This window comes from Sulfuricurvum sp. (genome assembly GCF_028688295.1).
In the GTDB taxonomy this organism is placed as follows: Bacteria; Campylobacterota; Campylobacteria; order Campylobacterales; family Sulfurimonadaceae; genus Sulfuricurvum.
In genome coordinates this window covers 38742-57567 of sequence record NZ_JAQTYM010000011.1, presented here as the reverse complement: position 1 = coordinate 57567, position 18826 = coordinate 38742, and the positions used below count along the sequence as shown (strand labels likewise).

The 18826-nt window shown below is 40.7% G+C and carries 11 protein-coding genes; 6 read left to right on the top strand and 5 right to left on the bottom strand.

From position 1 onward, the window contains the following. Together PHR02_RS04420 and PHR02_RS04415 are read left to right on the top strand one after the other, a co-directional pair. The coding region (locus PHR02_RS04420) for an EAL domain-containing protein (RefSeq protein WP_299989506.1) at positions 1–1983 on the top strand (1983 nt) is incomplete at its 5' end. 85 nt (positions 1984–2068) lie between these two features. Then, positions 2069–3673: a methyl-accepting chemotaxis protein gene (locus PHR02_RS04415; protein ID WP_299989503.1), complete on the top strand. Its 1605-nt coding sequence runs from the start codon at positions 2069–2071 to the stop codon at positions 3671–3673. 58 nt (positions 3674–3731) lie between these two features. On the opposite strand, the gene PHR02_RS04410 is transcribed toward PHR02_RS04415, so the two are convergent. The 3 genes from PHR02_RS04410 to PHR02_RS04400 all read right to left on the bottom strand — a co-directional run bounded on the left by PHR02_RS04410 (position 3732) and on the right by PHR02_RS04400 (position 9103). Beyond that, on the bottom strand, positions 3732–5369 hold the full coding sequence (locus tag PHR02_RS04410; protein ID WP_299989500.1) for a methyl-accepting chemotaxis protein: 1638 nt from the start codon (positions 5367–5369) through the stop codon (positions 3732–3734). A gap of 63 nt (positions 5370–5432) precedes the next feature. Then, positions 5433–7712 (bottom strand): diguanylate cyclase, encoded by a 2280-nt coding sequence (locus tag PHR02_RS04405; protein WP_299989497.1) that lies wholly within the window; start codon positions 7710–7712, stop codon positions 5433–5435. 92 nt (positions 7713–7804) lie between these two features. Next, a complete protein-coding gene (locus PHR02_RS04400) occupies positions 7805–9103 on the bottom strand; it encodes a DEAD/DEAH box helicase (protein ID WP_299989494.1) in 1299 nt (432 codons plus the stop codon). 417 nt (positions 9104–9520) lie between these two features. Between PHR02_RS04400 and PHR02_RS04395 the strand changes: the two genes are divergently transcribed. Genes PHR02_RS04395 through PHR02_RS04385 form a run of 3 tightly spaced genes read left to right on the top strand, consistent with a single transcriptional unit; the run spans position 9521 to position 12621 of the window. Further along, positions 9521–10948 carry an FAD-dependent oxidoreductase gene (locus tag PHR02_RS04395; RefSeq protein ID WP_299989492.1) on the top strand — a complete coding sequence of 476 codons (1428 nt, stop codon included), beginning with the start codon at positions 9521–9523 and terminating at the stop codon, positions 10946–10948. Further along, positions 10941–11951 (top strand): histidine kinase, encoded by a 1011-nt coding sequence (locus tag PHR02_RS04390; protein WP_299989489.1) that lies wholly within the window; start codon positions 10941–10943, stop codon positions 11949–11951. Before PHR02_RS04395 ends, PHR02_RS04390 begins: the two co-directional genes overlap by 8 nt. Further along, entirely contained in the window at positions 11932–12621 is a 690-nt protein-coding gene (locus PHR02_RS04385) for a LytTR family DNA-binding domain-containing protein (protein WP_299989486.1), read from the top strand. Before PHR02_RS04390 ends, PHR02_RS04385 begins: the two co-directional genes overlap by 20 nt. A gap of 8 nt (positions 12622–12629) precedes the next feature. Here the strand turns inward: PHR02_RS04385 and PHR02_RS04380 are convergent, their stop codons facing one another. Both PHR02_RS04380 and PHR02_RS04375 read right to left on the bottom strand, forming a co-directional pair. Further along, a complete protein-coding gene (locus PHR02_RS04380; protein WP_299989483.1) occupies positions 12630–14441 on the bottom strand; it encodes a diguanylate cyclase in 1812 nt (603 codons plus the stop codon). Beyond that, the gene (locus PHR02_RS04375; RefSeq protein WP_299989480.1) at positions 14438–17986 is read right to left on the bottom strand and encodes an EAL domain-containing protein; all 3549 of its coding nucleotides are present in this window, start codon (positions 17984–17986) and stop codon (positions 14438–14440) included. Before PHR02_RS04375 ends, PHR02_RS04380 begins: the two co-directional genes overlap by 4 nt. Before the next feature lie 188 nt (positions 17987–18174). Between PHR02_RS04375 and PHR02_RS04370 the strand changes: the two genes are divergently transcribed. Next, positions 18175–18816: an EF-hand domain-containing protein gene (locus PHR02_RS04370; protein WP_299989477.1), complete on the top strand. Its 642-nt coding sequence runs from the start codon at positions 18175–18177 to the stop codon at positions 18814–18816. Positions 18817–18826 lie beyond the last annotated feature (10 nt).

Genomic DNA, 18826 nt, shown 5'->3' with positions numbered 1-18826 from the left:
AATATTCAAAATAATACAACGTATGTCTCAAAACGGTGGCTAGAGATTATCGGTTACACGGAGAATGAGTATCATAGCTCCATCGAAACATGGAAAGCGATGCTCCACCCCGATGATGCTGAATATGCTTTTGGGGTATTGATGAATTCGATCATCAATAAAATAGAAAGTGCTCATGCCCAATATCGCGTCCGTCATAAAAAAGGGCATTGGTTATGGATATACGATCGTGCAAAAATACTCTTTGATGAAAATGGTGAGCCACTCATCGTTGCCGGTTTTCGAACCGATATCACCCACCAAGTCGAACTTGAAAATCATAATGATGAGCTCGCAACCATTTTGCAACATGCTACCACTAAAGTGTACATTGCTGATGTCGAAACACTCAAATATCTTTATGCAAACGACGGTGCACTTAAAGCTCTAGGATATACCCTTGAAGAGCTCAGAGAGCTTTCCATCACCGATATAAATCCTGAAATCACCACAAACCAAATTGAAACGTTTCGCCAATATCTAAACGCTATCAGCCCAGTGCTTAGCAATATCTCCAAACATAAACGGAAAAATGGAACCCTCTATCCTGTACAAGCAAGTGTCCACAAGCTAAACTATCTTGGTCGTCCCTCAGTCGTCATTTTCGATACTGATATCACCGAACTCAATACTACCCAAAATCAACTCCTCCACCTAGCAACGCACGATTCACTTACTGGACTTCCTAACCGTATCTTGTTTAATGACCGACTACAAATGGCCATCAAAAAAAATCAGCGTAAAAATGAGAAAATAGCGGTAATGTTTATCGATTTGGATCATTTTAAACAAATTAATGATTCATTAGGTCACCCTGTTGGAGACCTACTTTTGGTTCAAGTAGCCCTTCGGCTACGATCTATATTACGTGAAAGTGATACCATAGCCCGAATGGGAGGAGATGAGTTCAATATCCTCATTGATAGCTTAACTCAAAGTGATAATCTAATCGATATTGCTGAAAAACTCATACATGCCTTCAAAGAGCCTTTTACTATCGAGGGTAATATACTCTACACAACCCTTAGTATTGGTATAGCCCTCTCTCCAGATGATGGAATCACAACCGAAAAACTTTTGAAAAATTCCGATACCGCTATGTATCGTGCTAAAAATGAGGGAAGAAATGGCTATCGATTTTATGCCAATGAGATGGGGGATAAGGCATTTGAGCGAGTCGTCATGGAAAACTCCTTGCGTATCGCACTTAAAGAGAACCAATTTGTTGTTTATTATCAACCTCAAATTGATCTTATTACCCATACATGGGTCGGGATGGAAGCACTTGTACGATGGATACACCCTACATTAGGAATTGTTTCTCCTGCAAATTTCATCCCTTTATGCGAAGAGACAGGATTAATCCAGGAACTCGATTTTCTGGTTTTGGAAAATGTGGTTGCACAACATGTGTTATGGCAAAAAGACGGATTAAGAGCCCCAAAAACTGCTGTAAATTTTTCAGCGAAAACCCTCTCAAATCGGAATATTGCTAAAGAGGTTCAGTCTATTTTAGAATTTTACCATTGCTCACCGGAGTATATTGCGATCGAAGTAACCGAATCGCAAATTATGCGTGATCCAGAAGAAGCGATAGAGATTTTAGGAGAGTTTAAATCATTGGGATTGGAAATATCAGTCGACGATTTCGGAACCGGATACTCTTCACTCTCCTATCTCAAACGGCTTCCGATCGATAAACTCAAAATCGATCAAAGTTTTATACGTGACATTCCCGACGATGAAGATGATATGGCAATCACAAAAACGATTATCGGTTTAGCCCATAATCTAAAACTAGACGTCATTGCTGAGGGGGTTGAAAACTCTGAACAAGAGGCTTTTTTACTCAAAAATGGGTGTATTTTGGCTCAGGGATATCTCTATGATAGGCCTCTTGATACTCAAATTACAACTTTGCGTTTACATAAGCATAGCTGTTAGTAAACGTTATAGTGAAATTTTATTATCTCTTTAAAATTTCTTATGTGCTATAATTTTTAATTCGTATATAGCACGGAGGTTGCTCATGTTTAATCTCTCCACAATTAAAGGGAAACTAGCCGCTTTAATGGCACTCAGTTTTATTACCTACACCACCTTAGGCTATCTTGCCTATTCTAACAACAAAGATGCCGAAAAAACTGCTGAGCGAATGGTTCTTTTAGGAGATATTCGCACCTATACTAATGAAGCAGCTGTAGAACTTCGAGGATATCAGCTTCTTTATACATCAGAAGTTTTAGAGCGATATGCAACAGCTAATAAAAACCTGAGTGACTCCTTTCAAAAGTTATTAAATATTACCCGTTCTGAAGAGAATAAAAAGCGTCTCAAAGATATGGCTGAAGCTCATCAATCATGGATTAAATTAAACGAACCACGTATTCAAATTATCAGTGACAATGAAAATGAAATTCACAGCTATGAATTTGCGTCGACTGAAGATGGGAAAAAACTAAAAAGAATCACCAAAGAATCAACAAAGTTATATCATGATTTCACAGAACAACAAATGGAATTAGTGGAATCTATGCAAAAGAAAAACCTCGATACACTTGATTCCAACGCTATACTGATGGAGAGTATTGTTGCCATAAGTGCAACAGCGATGATGGTCATTTTTTACTTTATTCTCCAAAACATTACCCATTCCATTGCACGTCTCGAAGAGACAATCGAAGCAGTTGCTCAGCATCGTGATTTTACCCGCACTACGAAAGTAGAAGGAAATGATGAACTCTCTCAAATGAGTCATAAAGTCAATGATTTGGTCAATGTCCTTCGCCAAGCGTTTAGCGGTATCCGTTCTGCATCAAGTGAAAATCTCTCTGTCTCAGCTGAGCTCTCTGCTACAACACTTGCCATCGGAAAAGCAGCTGAAGAAGAGGCAAAAATCGTCACCCAAACGACGAATGAATCGGATCGTATGAAAGAGGCGATGAAAGCATCTGCTGCCGAAGCCAAAATAGTACAAGCTAAAGCTATCGGCGCTCGTGGAAATCTCCAAGAAGCTCAATTAGCTTTGCATAATACGATTGAGCAGCTCTCTCTCACTGTCCAAATGGAGGGGGAGATCAATGATCGTCTCAACTCTCTTTCACAAGAAGCCTCACAAGTCAAACAAGTCCTCACCGTAATCGCCGATATCGCCGATCAAACCAATCTTCTTGCCCTTAATGCGGCCATCGAAGCGGCACGTGCAGGTGAACATGGACGCGGCTTTGCCGTCGTTGCCGATGAAGTGCGTAAGCTTGCAGAACGTACCCAAAAAAGCCTCGTAGAGACCAATGCTACTGTCAATGTTATCGTCCAATCAATCAATGATATTACTGATCAAATGAACCATAATACAAAACGTATTGAAACGTTGGTAGAAGCGTCAGCACAAGTTAATGATCATACAGAAACTGCTGTAAATGCACTTGCAGATACAGTCGATGCTATTGAAAAACTCTCAAATGATACTCAAACCAACGCAGCAACCACTGAATCAATTATCCATAAAATCGGAAGTATCAACGAACTCTCAACCTCAAATGCACGCAGTGTTGAAGAGATCGCTGCAGCGGCTGAACACCTCCACCAAATGACAGAGAATCTTACCTCTCAGATTTCTGTATTCAGAACATAAACCCTCTTCTATCTCCCCAATCTTTTGGGGGAAACTTCTTCCTGTTTCTTAACATCTATCAATGAGATTGCGCTCTGCAAAAATTAAGTTTTTCCCCTAATTCATACGATAGTGAGTTTAGTCGACTAATTTTTTGATCCATACTTTCCATTATCTCAATATTCGACAGTGAGTCAAAATCAATTCGTACCATCTGTTCCGATGCAGTTTCTCCATGTTTTTGGAGATCCGCATAATTCTTCTGCGCTTCACTCATAGCTCTAATAGCATCACGCATCGCTTCAGTTGCTTCAGTGATCAGAGATTCTGATGTTTCCGAGGTTTTTGAAAGCGCTGCTATACCCGCTGAGCTGCTAACCGTACTGTCGGCTATATCTCCGACCGATTGAATGATAACTTCGGTTGTAGCCCGTATCTCCGTTAAACTTGACTGTGTTTTTTCGGCAAGCTTCCGAACTTCATCGGCAACGACGGCAAAGCCGCGTCCATATTCTCCCGCACGTGCTGCTTCGATGGCGGCATTAAGGGCGAGAAGGTTCGTTTGATCGGCAATATCCCCGATAATCGAGAGAATAGAACGAATTTGAGCCACATCCTGTTCGAGTGAACGAAGTTTTTGAGATATAGCTTCACCATTGGCCGCACTCTCTTTTGCATTTCCCGCTACGGTATGAATACTTTTTTTCGTCATTTCAAGTTCATCGTCCGCTTTGTTCAAAGAATCAACAACACTATGCGTAAGACCGGACATTGTATGCAGCTGTGCACTTATAGAACTTATGACTTCAAGATTTTGTTGTACTAGTTTTCTGGTATTGGTCACTTTATACATTACATTATTAGCATCGGCTACTGTTTCAGCCGTAAGTGCTACATTTTCTTTAGAAACGTTTACCGCTTGAAATATAACAGTACGCATCGTTAAAAGAAAATTTTTCAATGAATTTGATAAGCGTGCAATTTCATCCTTCCCTTTTTCATCAAATAACGTTGTAAGATCTAAACTTTCAGAGAGGTTTTCAACCTGTACTGTTAAATCTGTTAAACGGCGTGTAATAAGAGCAGAAACCCACCATGCAATCACCCCTGCGATCAATAATGCAAGTAGGAAGATCAATAAACTCTGCATCAACATTCCATTTAGAGCTATATTGATACTATCAACTTTCATATCGGCACCTATCATATACAATTTGCCGCTATCAGATTTATTTATTTGTAAATAGGATCTAAAATTTCCGTATTTATCAGAAGTATTCTCATAAAATTTGTGCCCCTCCTGAAACCCGTTTTGTATCCCTTCACTGGCGTCGTATTCAGTATAGAAGGGATCATAGTCATTCGTTTTCAGTTCATCCTCAGTAGCACTGCTCACGACTGTATAGATTTTATCACCCTCTTTCACCATCAGATAGATATATTCTAACCCGTTTTCTTGGGCATACTTACTTAGTTTCGTCACTAATTTTAGGTGTTCATCGGGACTGATCGGATGTGATTGATCATAGTGGTCAACCAAACTATTACCTAAATAAAGGCCACCGGCTTGAGAGGCAATTTTGAGCTTATCATCTATGTTCCCCGTATAAAGATTTTTTTGTATATTGTAAATAAAGAGCATAAATAATAGACTTGCCACTGTTGCAATAAACAATGTAGCAGCAATAATTTTTATTCGTAGACTACTTTGTATCATTTTTAAACCTTAAATATTTTATAAAATACATAATAATATGCAATTGTTTAAAATATTATTAAGTTAATTCAGCGGTTGAAGGGCCTTAACAACTCCATTGCGACCATTTTCTTTTGCTTGATAAAGTGCGGTATCCACTCTTTTAACACATTCATGAACCTCTTCGGATGGGATTAACTCCCCCACTCCGATGCTGATAGTGACACTACTGCTTGTTGTAAATGGATATTCAGCAACACTTTTACGAAGGTTCCACGCTACTTTTTCTGCTTCTTTCAACGAGGTATGGGATAAAATAACCATGAACTCTTCCCCTCCCCATCGTCCGATAAGATCAGTTTCTCGCAACGTTTTTTTGAAAACTTCTGCTATCTCTTGCAAAACGCGATCACCGGCTTGATGCCCTTTGGTATCATTGATATGTTTAAACATATCAATATCTATCATCATAACACTGCAATGATACGTTTCATACCGACTCATCTTACGATGTTCTTCTATCAATTTTTCATCCGTTTTTTGTCGGTTATACAACCCAGTTAATTTATCGGTAATAGAGAGTTCTAAAAGCCTTTTGTTATAACGTTTTAGAAGTAAATGTCGCCATGAAAAAGCGGCAATTATTAAAAATAAAATCGCCATTGCCTGTAACACTTTTGATCGATCAATCCATTCCACTTGCTCAATAGTAGAGGTCCAGCGGTTATAAATTTTCTGCATTGTTGGTTCATCAAGCTGGGTAACTAATTTTTGAAAAATATCATAGAGAGTCGGTTCATCATTACGTATTGCCACGCTCAATTCATCTGTTTCTTCTAATCGTAATGAAACTTTTAAACTTCCACTATATGCTCTTTGGATATAGGATGTTGTCACTTCAAGATTATCGATATAACCGTAAAGTTGGCCATTTTCAACTTTTTTCAATCCCTCATTTATCGACTCAACTTCAACAATATTAAGTTCAGGATAGAGTTTTTTTAGTCGAGTGATAATTTCATACCCTTTGACGATTCCTACTTTCTCCCCTTTTAGTAATTCAATACTATTAATAAAAGGTTTTTCCATTGTTGTAACCATAACATAGGGGAGAGTCAAATAGGTTGTTGTAAATTTCAGATACCGCTCACGTTCCGGTATTTTTGCCGCAAGAGTTAAAATATCGCATTGACGATTTTCAACCTTCTGCAATGATTCACTCCATGTAGATGTTTGAACCAATTTAATAGGTATACCGATTTTAGATTCGAAATTACTCATTACATCCGCAGCGATACCAATATGCTTTCCTTCCCGTATTGCTTCAAGAGGATACCATTCAGGATCAACACACATTTTGATTGTTTTCTTTCTCGCGAGATAAGCCTTCTCAATAGCGGTGAGTTGAAATCCATTTTTTGAACTTGCTACGATGTCTTGAAATAAAAATTGTCCCAATTTTTGATCTTCACGAATAATACCAACACGAACGAGCTGTTTAAAAAGGCGTTGTGTGAGTTCACTATTTGTTTCACCGATACCGTACAAATCACTCATCATCAGCTTTTGAATTACTTTGGCTTCATAGGCTAATGCTTCATACGATTTGGCCACACGATACTTTTTTTTCAAAATATCGATAATTTCACCCGGATGATCGATAGCATATCTCCATCCTCGATTCGTCGCTTCGATAAATTTTCGAGTACGTTCTGAGTGATCAATCGTCTCTTCATACGAGGTAAAGAGATTGCCGGCATTCATCAAAAATCCATATTCAACAGGATCAATAATATCGTAAGGGATTTTGAGACGATCTAGCTCATAAAGCTGGTTGGAGCGGTAAACACTCATCGCATCTACACGACGCTGAACAAACGGATCGATACTAAAGGTGTGATCGACTAAGTGGCTATTTTCAGGGGTAATACCGAAATGGGAGAGTAAAAGGGAGAGGGAGCTGTGTTTAAACTCATTGTCCGTCCCCATGAGGCTCTTGCCTATCAAATCGGCAGGGTTTTCGAGCCCTTTTTGAGAAACCAGTATCAAAGGGGAGTGTTGTAAATAGGTTGCCATCAAAACGATAGGGCGAATACGACCATTTTCAACGACAATACTGCTGTTATAGATACCGTAATTGGATTTATGACTCAAAACATCGGAAACAACATTGACACCGCTGCGATACTCACGTAACTCAACATCCAAACCGACTTCGCGATAAAATCCTTTTTCTTTTGCGGCAATGTACCCAGCATATTCAAACTGATATTTCCAATCAAGTTGAAGGGATACTTTTTCTAACCCTGCAGCAGATAAAAGTGAAACCAGTGCAATACAAAAAACAAAAAATCGTATCACCATCAGTCAACCAACTTTCTACTCAAATAAAGAGCTTATCATTTATTTTACACCTTCAAATATAAAATTTTTCCTTACTTAGGAGAGAAAAAGTTTTAACGCCGCCCATCATTATTCCATTTTTTAGGTTCATGGCGTGCTCCATCACGTTTTTGTGTCGGTTTTCCACTTCGTGGAGCACCACCGTTACCGCCTCGGTTGCCACCGCCACCACCTGCACCTCCGCGACCGCGCTGAATCGGTTCAGCTTGAATTGAAGGGTCAGGTTCATACCCCTCAACAATCCGAGAAGGGAGTTTTTTATTGATCAGTTTTTCGATACCGCGCAAATAATCAGCCTCATCGACACACACGAGAGAAAGAGCTTCACCCTCACACCCTGCACGTCCGGTACGCCCAATACGGTGAACGTAATCTTCGGCAATATTCGGGAGTTCAAAATTGACCACGTGTGGCAATGCATCGATATCGATACCACGCGCTGCGATATCGGTTGCAACCAAAACTCTAACCGCACTGAGTTTAAAATCATTCAGTGCTTTTGTCCGTGCTGCTTGGCTTTTGTTACCATGAATTGCTGCTGCTGTGATACCGATCTTTTGAAGATATTCGGTAAGTTTGTTCGCTCCGTGTTTAGTGCGCGTAAAGACGAGAACTTGCTCCCATTTATTTTTACCGATGAGTTCTCCCAAAAGGGCACTTTTGCGTTTGCAATCTACCAAAATGACACTTTGGCTCACCAGTTCACTGGAGGTATTTCGGCGAGCCACTTCGACCTCAGCCGGATTACGGAGCAACGTGCTTGCCAATGTTTTGATATCATCCGAATAGGTTGCGGAGAAAAGGAGATTTTGTCTCGCTTTAGGCAAGATCGTAATGACACGGCGGATATCACGGATAAATCCCATATCAAGCATTCTGTCCGCTTCATCGAGAATGAAAAATTCAACGGCGCTCAAATCAACCGTCCCCTGCCCTACATGGTCGAGCAAACGTCCCGGAGTGGCAATAAGAATATCGATTCCGTTACGTAACATCGTTATTTGGGGATTGATCCCTACTCCGCCGAAAATAACAGCACTTTTAAGGGGAAGATATTTGCCATAAATTTTTACACTCTCGGCTACCTGTGCCGCAAGTTCACGCGTCGGGGTAAGGATAAGGGCACGAATTTTTCGATGTGGTTTTGAGGTTTTTTTATCACTCAAAATTTGGAGCATCGGTAAGGTAAAGCCGGCTGTTTTGCCGGTACCGGTCTGAGCACCTGCGAGCATATCACGCCCTTCTAAAATAAAAGGGATGGCTTGTGCTTGAACCGGAGTAGGAGTTGTGTAGCCTTGATCAGAAATTGCTTTGAGCAACGACGCGTTTAGATTTAAATCGGTAAATGTCATAAAGAGATTCCTTTGGTGGTTCGGCCCAACCAAAGTCGTAACTGAGGACGGTTTTAGGCAAGGGTGAAAATTAGGGTGAAAAGTGCAGTAGTTAAACGCAAGTTCGTAACAGCGCCAACCGTAGGCGCGAATCATAATAGCATTCTACCATACTAAGCCCCAGAATATCGAACTGCCAAATAAACCATACAAAAGATTTCTCCAGTGCGCCACAATGTCATCTAACATCGAACCAAAAAAGGTTTATCATGAATACTAAAAAATATGACTTTCGTTTTAGCTGGATCATTGGTTCTGCCCTCATCATTTGGATGGGATTAATTCTGATTTGGAATACTCCCGTATGAAAACAAAAAAAGCAATTTTGTTCCCTCACTATTCTTCAACCACCACTCTTTATCATAAGATGCAAAACGGATGAGAGAGTATGCAGTTATCGGCGGAGGTATCGGTGGGTGTTCATGTGCAGCATTGCTCAATGCTTCCGGAAAAGATGTCGTAGTGTTTGAAAAAGAGCCTTATTTAGGTGGGTGTGCTTCGACATTTGAGCGAAATCACTTCGCTTACAATGCAGGGGCTACCACTTTTTGCGGATACAGTGAGGGGAGAGTTGTTAAAAAACTTTTCAATCAGGTCGGTGTCGTACCGCACGTGATTGAATCAGATCCCGCTATCGTTGTGATCCAAGGGGAAAAAGTTATCCCCAGATACAAAGATATAGAGCGTTTCATCAATGTACTCAACGTCCATTATCCCCATCCAAAGCATTATGAATTTTGGCATTTAATCAAAAACATCACCACAGAGTTTTATGAAACCGATGGATATTATTATTCGAATGCATCATGGGCTCAAAAACTTTACTCATTACGAACTTTTTATCCCCTCTTACAAAAATTTTGGAACTATCTCTTTCGAGACGCCAAAAGTTTTATTCTCCATTTTTACGCTAACATTGATCCAGATTTTTTAGATTTTTTAGACGCACAGATTCTGATCGTTACCCAAGCTAAAAGCGATTCAATTAATTTTCTCAATGCCGCATTGGCTCTTGGATACACCTTTGAATCGAACTATTATGCACTCGGAGGGATGGGGAAAGTGTGCGAAAGCCTCACCGAAAACATTGCTGATGTTCGTTTATCTCATCCCATCACGAAGATTGAAAAACTCAAAAAAGGGTTCAGACTCTCAACCTCGCATTATGAAATGGACGTCAAAAATTTGATCATGGGAACCTCTCATTTTGAAAGTTCAGTATGGTTTACATCCGATAAAATTAAAAAATATTACCGTAGATATACCTCGCTCAATAACCATCAAAGCGCCTTTGTCCTTTACATGAACATTCCCAATACACAGGAGTTTTATCATCACTATCAAATAATATCAAAAATTACTTTTCCGTATACGATTTCTCAATCACTATTCGTCTCAATCAGTGATCCAAGAGATACTGAACTCTCCCGAAACAACACCCTCAGTATTACTGCTTCGATCCATACGAATACCTCTTATTGGTTAGGGATCAGTGATACTGAATACAAAGAACGAAAAGAGATTCTAAGTCGGTTGATTGAGGCGTCAATTTGTGATACACTCTCTATCAACAAAGATACTATCCTGCGAAGTTTCGCCGCAACACCGAAAACTTTTGGACGTTATCTAAACCGAACCCAATTGGGAGGGGTACCGATGAACCGTTCGAACTTCCTCCCCTTTCTCCCCTCGAACGACACTCCGATTGATGGATTGTATCAGGTGGGAGATACCAGTTTTGCAGCGCAAGGATGGCCCGGTGTTGTTATGGGATCATTTAATCTTTTGAGGCTTTTGGATGAATGAACTCAAAATTACGTGGCATGATTGGTTAAGCGTTTTTGCGACAGGTGTTTTATTTTCTGCGTTTCTCTCGATGTTGGGGTATTACTTACTGGAGATGGGACTTTATGAGGGGGGGATTTTCGGGATAGTTTTGGGATTTTTTATTGCCCTTTACTCTTTGATTTTCGTCACTTCGATGAACCGCTATCTCCTCCCAAACATTCCTAAAGTGGCATGGAATATTACCGCTGCAGCGTTTTCTTTCGCCTCGGGTTTTTTAGGGACCATCAGTACCTACCTGCTGTTTCTCATTCTCCCGATTTCTACTGTGGAGCTATTTCATACCCATCCTATCCAAAGTGCATCAATTATCGGTATTCTCACCTATTTGATGGGGGCATTGATGTACCGTTTCGTCAAAGCGCGTAATGAAAAAGAGGAGAGCGAATATCTCTTTGTCCAAAGTCGTCTGCGCTCACTCGAAACACAGCTCAATCCCCATTTTTTGTTCAATGCCCTCAATTCTCTCACCGAACTCATCCATCAAAATCCTCAACAAGCGGAAGAAGCAGTCGTTAAACTCTCCCATTTTCTACGTAATACAATGGAAGAGCACCCGCTCATCACCCTCCATGAAGAGCTTCGCAATGTGCACGATTACATCGAACTCGAAAACATCCGCTTTAGCAATCTTCAACTCTTTGTGGAAAGTGATCCCTCAACCCTTTCCATAATGGTCCCGAAATTTTCGATTCAGCTTTTGTGCGAAAATGCAATCAAACATGGATTTTCCACTTCAGATGGGGATTTTGCAATTCATGTACACACTACTTTTGATTCCGATCTTCAGATCCGTGTTTCCAACAATGGAAAAGCGATCACCAATCCTGCCTTTGGAATCGGTCTCTCAAATCTTCAAGAGCGGCTAACCCACTTGTGCGAAGGCAAACTCTCCCTAGAGTCCGCTTCCCCTATTGTTTATCTCATCACCCTAAAGGAGTGTCATGAAAATATTAATCGTTGATGATGAACCCCTCGCCCTTGCGCGTCTCTATCGACTGTTAACATCTTTGGATCATAATGATATCACCCAAGCATCGAGTGCGGAAGAGGCGTTGGAATTATCAGCTCAAAAGAAATTTGATCTTGCCTTTTTAGACATTTCGATGTCTGGGATGAATGGGATCGAACTCGGATACGCGCTTCGTTATCACCATGAAGAGATGAGAATTATTTATCAGAGCGCTTATGATAATCATGCTTTAGCCGCTTTTGATGTAGGTGCAGTCGATTATCTCCTCAAACCCTACACGGTGGAACAACTCGAACGCTCCCTAGAGCGTATCAGCGTAAAAACTCCTCCAAAGGAGCTTCGACTTATCACTAAAGCGGGTGAAACACACTATTTGCTCTCCCCTGAGGATATTTATTACGTCCAAGCCGATCTTTCCGAAGTGATCTTTCGATCACGTGAGGGGTTCTCGTACTACCCTAAAAAAATCTCTGACGTTGAAAAAATGTTGGAACCTTACTCATTTTTACGGGTGCATCGCTCGTATCTCGTTAATCTGAACAAAATACGTGAAATGAATACCATCGAGCAAAGCCGTATCAGCTTCTTGTTTGAGGGGATAAAAGAGAGTGTAGAGAGTTCGAAAGATGGCGCCAAACATTTTAGGCACCTCTTTAAATAACTAGTGTTCTAGGAGATTACCCGATTGCGTCCATTGGATTTTGCTTCGTACAATAACTCATCCGCACGGCTCAACAAATGCTCACCGTCTTCATCAGATTCAAGAGTGGCAACACCAAAAGAGCAGGTGATATGTCCAGCTTCTTCAAAATCTTCCTCATCAATCGTTTTTCTAAGCATCTGTGCGACTCTGGTTGCTTCCTCAATCTCTGTATCGGGTAAAAGGAGGATAAATTCTTCTCCTCCCCAACGGGCTACGATATCACTTTTACGTATTCTTTGGCTTACTAGTTTTGAAACTTGTTTTAAAACTTTATCTCCGATCAAATGACCATATCGGTCATTCACCCCTTTAAAATGATCGATGTCAAAAAAGAGAATAGTGAGAGGCTTTTCAGCTCTTCTCGCCATACTAATCAAATGGCGATAAACCATCGTAAAATGGAGACGGTTAGGGATCTGTGTTAATGGATCGTTCATGGTTTGGATCTGCATCATCGAGATATCATTAAACAGTACGACGTAACGGGTTTCTTCATTAACTTTTAACACCGATAAACGAGCTTCGAACGTTGTGGTAACATTATTGATGGTAATTTTTGCTTTGTGTATTTTTAGTGGATGCTCAATCATGTACTCGGTCCAGAGTTTATCATTACGCGTTGGCATCAGATACTCATCAGTATCCCCTGATTCAAAATATTCACAAACACACAAGTGTTCCTTTTTAAAAGCTTCGAGATTGTCATATTGTAAATAGCCTAAAAAGGAGTTATTTGCCGCAATCAGCTCCACTCCATTTGTCACGATTACCGGTGAGGGTACAGAATCGAGAATCATTTGAGCGTACCGTTTTTGGAAACTCATTTTTTCGGTAATATACGTATAAATTCGATCAATACCAATACTCATGATGACGATCAACACGAGAACAATGAGCGCTGATGCAACGAGTAGATGACGAATATGGGCATTAAAATCATTCGTAGAGCGAATAAACATAATCGCCCCGATCGGCTTATTTTGATAATCGTTCGTGTTTAATATGTTCACTTCATACATTTGGTTCCGATAAGATAAAACACCATTTTCCAGTTTTGGATGCTCAAGCGCATATTGTTTTATAAAAGGTCGGAATTCAGAGGGGATATCCATCCCTATGTGGTTATCAACACTAATAGGCTGAGCGACGCGTCCGAATGTCCCTAAAGCATTTTTATTAACAAAGAAAAAAGAGTTATATCCTGCAAAACGATAGATTTTATCGGTGAAATAAGGAGCTGCGATTCCAAATTCGACACTCCCTACATAAACCCCTTGGTCAAACGCTGGAATAAGGATACGAAAAGCCAACCCCTGACGCCCCTCTTCAAACCCTGCAACTTGCTGAGCAGTTTTATGTACATAAGCTACCATTGAACGCTGTGATGCGATTTTATCGCCGTACACATCAGGCTGATGCATTCTGAGTAAAGAGCTTCCGTCCCCATTATGAAACTGCAAAACTACTAACCAAGGGTTCTCCTTCTGCATTACTTCCCATCGCGGAGTGACTAGTCTATGAAGTGTATCGTGATCTTTGGCCCTAAACGCTTCCATCACCCCCGGTGAGCGAAGATTAGCCTGAGCCCGTGAGGAATAAAAACGGATCGAATCTTGGAGCGTTTCATTATAAGTTCGATAAACATGATCGTACGCTTCGCTCATACGTCTTTGGTTTTCTTGCTTTTCGTAATAAAGATTGTACGTTGTAATGATCACTGAAACCGAAACGATCACAAGACTCAAGAAAAGGATAATTTTAAGTTTGATATTTTTCATGATTGAGCACTTAATGTTGAATAGTTATTTTTACGATACGCTTCAAATGCCTCTAAAGAAAGCGGACGGCTAAACCAGTAGCCTTGATACGTACGACATCCGAACGACAGAAGGCTCTCAAACTGCTCTTTTGTCTCTACCCCCTCAGCAATAACCGAGAGTCCCATACTGTTTGCCAACGCGATGGTTGATTTACAAATGATAGCATCATTCGTATCGGTTAAGATATCTCGGACAAAACTCTGATCGATTTTCAACTGAGTCAGTGGAAGTTTTTTCAAGTATGAGAGAGAAGAATACCCTGTCCCAAAATCATCGAGCGAGAAGCGAACTCCCTCGGCTCTTAGACGCTCCATTTTTTCAATCGTCTTTTCGATATTTTGTACCAACAAACTTTCAGTCAATTCGAGTTTCAACAGCATAGGATTAGCTCCGCTCACTTTCAAAACGGAAAGAACCTGCTCTACAAAATCACTTTCATTAAACTGCCGCGCACTTACATTGACAGCAAGACCTAAATTACTAAACTCTTCTTGATCTGCCCAGAGTACTAGCTGATCACACGCCGTCTTTAAAATCCACTGACCCAAAGGTAAAATCAACCCCGTCTCTTCAGCAATAGGGATAAATTCAGCCGGTGAAACAATCCCTCGTTCAGGATGGTTCCAACGAACCAATACTTCGGCACCGTAGACATTTGACTTCTCATCGACTTGGGGCTGATAGTAGAGGAGAAATTGTTCTTGTTCGATTCCTCGACGAATCTCTTCTTCCATCAATGCTCGCTCTTTCAGAGAACTTTCCATTTCCGGATCGAAAAAGCTCAGTGTATTTTTACCCGCATCTTTTGATTTATACATTGCCAAATCGGCCTGTTTCATCAACTCATCATTCGTTGTTTTATCCCCTTTGAACAGAGTAATCCCCATACTGGCACTTAATTGATAGGTGAGGGTTTCCAATTCATAGGGAAGACTCAATACATCCAAGATTTTTTTACCAATAGCTTTGCACGCCGACGCGGCATGATTTTCATCTTTGCCTACCCCCAAAAGAAGAATGATAAATTCATCTCCACCGAACCTCGCAACCGTATCTCCTTCGCGCACACACCCTCTAAAACGTAAAGAGGCTTGACGCAGAAGTTCATCTCCCATCGCATGTCCTAATGTATCATTAAGAGTTTTGAAGTTGTCCAAGTCAACAAACAATAATGCAGAAAACTCTCCGTTACGATCACTCAATATCCGAACTTGATTTAGTCGATCAATCAAAAGCGTACGGTTCGGTAATTCCGTCAATGGATCATAAAAAGCGAGTCGATTGATGGCGTCTTCGGCGATTTTTCGCTCACTTATATCCTGCACCGTTCCCATCGAACGGACAGGATTGCCCTCTAGATCAAACTCACTCATCCCGATTTCATGGACCCATTTGATCCTGCCATCCTCCATTAAAAGACGATGAGTAAGCTCGTAAGCTTCTTTTGTTTGGAGAGAATTACGGTATGCATGATTCACCATCTCCCGATCTTCAGGGTGAATTTGATTTAAAAATCCCTCATACGTTGCTTCAAAGCGTGTTTGATCAATCTCAAAAATATGAAATACTTCATCCGACCATACGAGAGTATTATGCCTCAAATCCAATGACCAACTTCCCATTCGGGCAAAATGCTGTGCCTCATTCAACATTTTTGCGTTAACACGTAAAGTAGTTTGCATCTCTTTTTGCGCAGTGATATCTTCATACGTTCCTAAAATCCCGATGATATCACCCGCACTATTTTTGAGCGGCACTTTCGAGGTACTCAGCCAAATCGTGTCACCATCCGGTGTCGTTTGCTCTTCTTCGTAGAAAAGTTTCGCCCCATCGGATTTCATAACGGCAAAATCATCGGCACGATACAAATCGGCTTGCGGTGACCATGTCATTTGATAATCATTTTTACCAATGAGTTCTTGCGGCGATTCTAATCCTGCATCCCGCGCAAATAGTGTATTGCATCCTAAGTAGCGTAATGTTTTACTCTTCCAAAAAACACGGATTGGAATCGTATCGATAATCGTATTGAGGAGATTACGTGATTCAACAATTACATCTTCAGCTTTTTGCCACTCGGTAATATCAGTATCATTCCCCCGATACCCCAGTAATCTACCATCAGGGGCAACAATCGGGATACCGTTAGTCATAAGCCATACCGTCATACCGTCTTTAGTAAGCGCTTTGTTTTTAAAATTACTAAAAGGTTCTTGCTGCTCAAAAACTTCAAAAGCTGCTTTTTTAAACGCTTCACGAGAGTTTTGAGGATGAAGATCATAAAAATAGGTTCCCACTAACTCTTCGCTGGTGTATCCTAGAACCTCATACGCAACATCACTCACGTAGGTGTAAACCCCCTGCTCATTCACTTCCCAAATGATACTACGACTGTGGCGTGCCATTTGTTCCAACCGACGCTGGCTCTCTTGCAACTGGCGCTGCTGATTTTTGATCCCATCATCACTGCGACGAATCAGTAAATAGACAAACCCGCTCATCAAAAAGATCACGACAAAACCAATCATCCCCCCTATCAGCACCGTATCCAAAAATTTATTCGTTTCATGGGTTATGTTTCTGAGGATCAAAAAGTCCCCGATCTCCTTTCCTGAAACATCTTTAAGTCCGACGACTGAGAGGCGGTACCTATTTCCATGTCTCTCTATCACTTCGCCAATATCATGATGAGCATGCTGTTTTAATCGTTCAGCTATTTTTGGGGTCAAAAGTTGAAAGAGTTTTGGATTGGAGGCATAAACCAACGTCTCTTTTTCAAAACGATCCCAATCAGCTTCACGAGAGAGTGAACGCATCCCCTCTTCCCAATCTTGCCGATTTAAAAATTCTTTACGCAATACCATTCCTAAATGGCTATTAGATTGAAAATGGAGAAGCTTCAGGACATCTTCAATCTCTTTACCCAGTTCAATGTATCCGATCAGCTCATTGTCCACAATCACCGGTTGTATCACACGTAAAGTCAAAGTACCCATAGGTCCAAGCTCAAGTCCAGATGAGCTTTGACGTTTCCACTCCGCTTCTAGAGCAGTAAAGCGATTGATAATATCCCCTCGTTTCTTAGGATTATGGACTCTCACCAAACAGACACGATTTTTATCCAAAAAGTAAAAATGAGTAAGCGCATTTTCTTCTTTCATTTTTTCAAAAACATCTTGCCATTGCATCATCAATGTGTCGCTGTCTTTGTTGCTCAACGCCTTCAATGTAACGCTATCTTTTACTATAGGTTTTAGGGTTAATTGGAGGGAAGCAGTTTGCTCATTGAGTAGCACCTCCATGTCATGATTTAACTCTGTAATATCTTTGCTAAATGAGTCTTCTAAATAGTAAAGATGCTGCTGATAAAAAAGGACTCCCATCCCTACAGTACAGGCAATAATAAGAATCAAAAGGGGAAACATCAGAGTGCGCATCAACGGTTTAGGCTGAATGATTTGACGATCAAACAATTGCCATAGATATGATTTATGATCTTTCAATGCTATTACTTTGTCTAAAAATGTTATTGTTATTATCCGTTAGTAGATTATCCCTTTTTATCACTTAGGCTATTCTTATAAATAAATCATTTTTTTTATCCTAAATGTTACCCACTAGTTACTCTATAACCTTTATCCTACGCTCTGAGTAAGATTTTTTTCTTGCTACACCCGATAAGGAGTCTCCCATGACAGTCTCATCGAATTACAATTCGTATGCGTCATATACTTCTTCAGCCTCTTCTACTGCGCAAAGCTCAAAACCGAGTTTTGAAGATATCGCGGCGGAACTACTAACAACTTTGGATACAGACAGTGATGGCTCAGTGAGTTCGAGCGAGTTTTCTTCTGCATCTTCAAACAGTAGCTCTGCAAGCGATGTTTTTTCAATCCTCGATACCGACAGCAGCGGCAGTATGAGTACTGAAGAACTGGTAGCGGCACTTAAAAACATGAAACCGCCGGAATCATCGCAAGGCCAAGATGGTGGAATGCCACCGCCACCACCGGGCGGAATGCCTCCGCCGAGTGAATCTTCTTCGGCTTCATCCGAAAGTGACAGTACCACCAGTGAAATTTTTGCTGCACTCGATACCAATGAAGACGGTACAGTGAGCATGGAGGAATTAGCAGTACTATTCAAAAAAGATTCAACCAATAACTCGACAAGTACGAGTGAATCGACCCAAACAACTGCTTCAACCACTGAGACAGCAAGCGAAGACGCATTTAAAAATATGCGTAACGATATGCTTCAAAAAATTCTCTCTTATTATGGCAATAATGCCTCTTCGACTAATACGGCCTCCCTTTTAAGCCTCAGTGCTTAAATCTATACAT

What these genes read in the sequence shown, in the direction of transcription:
- PHR02_RS04415 (WP_299989503.1), top strand. Translation starts at nt 2,069, where the DNA reads ATGTTTAATCTCTCCACAATTAAAGGGAAACTAGCCGCTTTAATGGCA.
- PHR02_RS04410 (WP_299989500.1), bottom strand. Translation starts at nt 5,369, where the DNA reads ATGATACAAAGTAGTCTACGAATAAAAATTATTGCTGCTACATTGTTT.
- PHR02_RS04405 (WP_299989497.1), bottom strand. Translation starts at nt 7,712, where the DNA reads ATGGTGATACGATTTTTTGTTTTTTGTATTGCACTGGTTTCACTTTTA.
- PHR02_RS04400 (WP_299989494.1), bottom strand. Translation starts at nt 9,103, where the DNA reads ATGACATTTACCGATTTAAATCTAAACGCGTCGTTGCTCAAAGCAATT.
- PHR02_RS04395 (WP_299989492.1), top strand. Translation starts at nt 9,521, where the DNA reads ATGAGAGAGTATGCAGTTATCGGCGGAGGTATCGGTGGGTGTTCATGT.
- PHR02_RS04390 (WP_299989489.1), top strand. Translation starts at nt 10,941, where the DNA reads ATGAATGAACTCAAAATTACGTGGCATGATTGGTTAAGCGTTTTTGCG.
- PHR02_RS04385 (WP_299989486.1), top strand. Translation starts at nt 11,932, where the DNA reads ATGAAAATATTAATCGTTGATGATGAACCCCTCGCCCTTGCGCGTCTC.
- PHR02_RS04380 (WP_299989483.1), bottom strand. Translation starts at nt 14,441, where the DNA reads ATGAAAAATATCAAACTTAAAATTATCCTTTTCTTGAGTCTTGTGATC.
- PHR02_RS04370 (WP_299989477.1), top strand. Translation starts at nt 18,175, where the DNA reads ATGACAGTCTCATCGAATTACAATTCGTATGCGTCATATACTTCTTCA.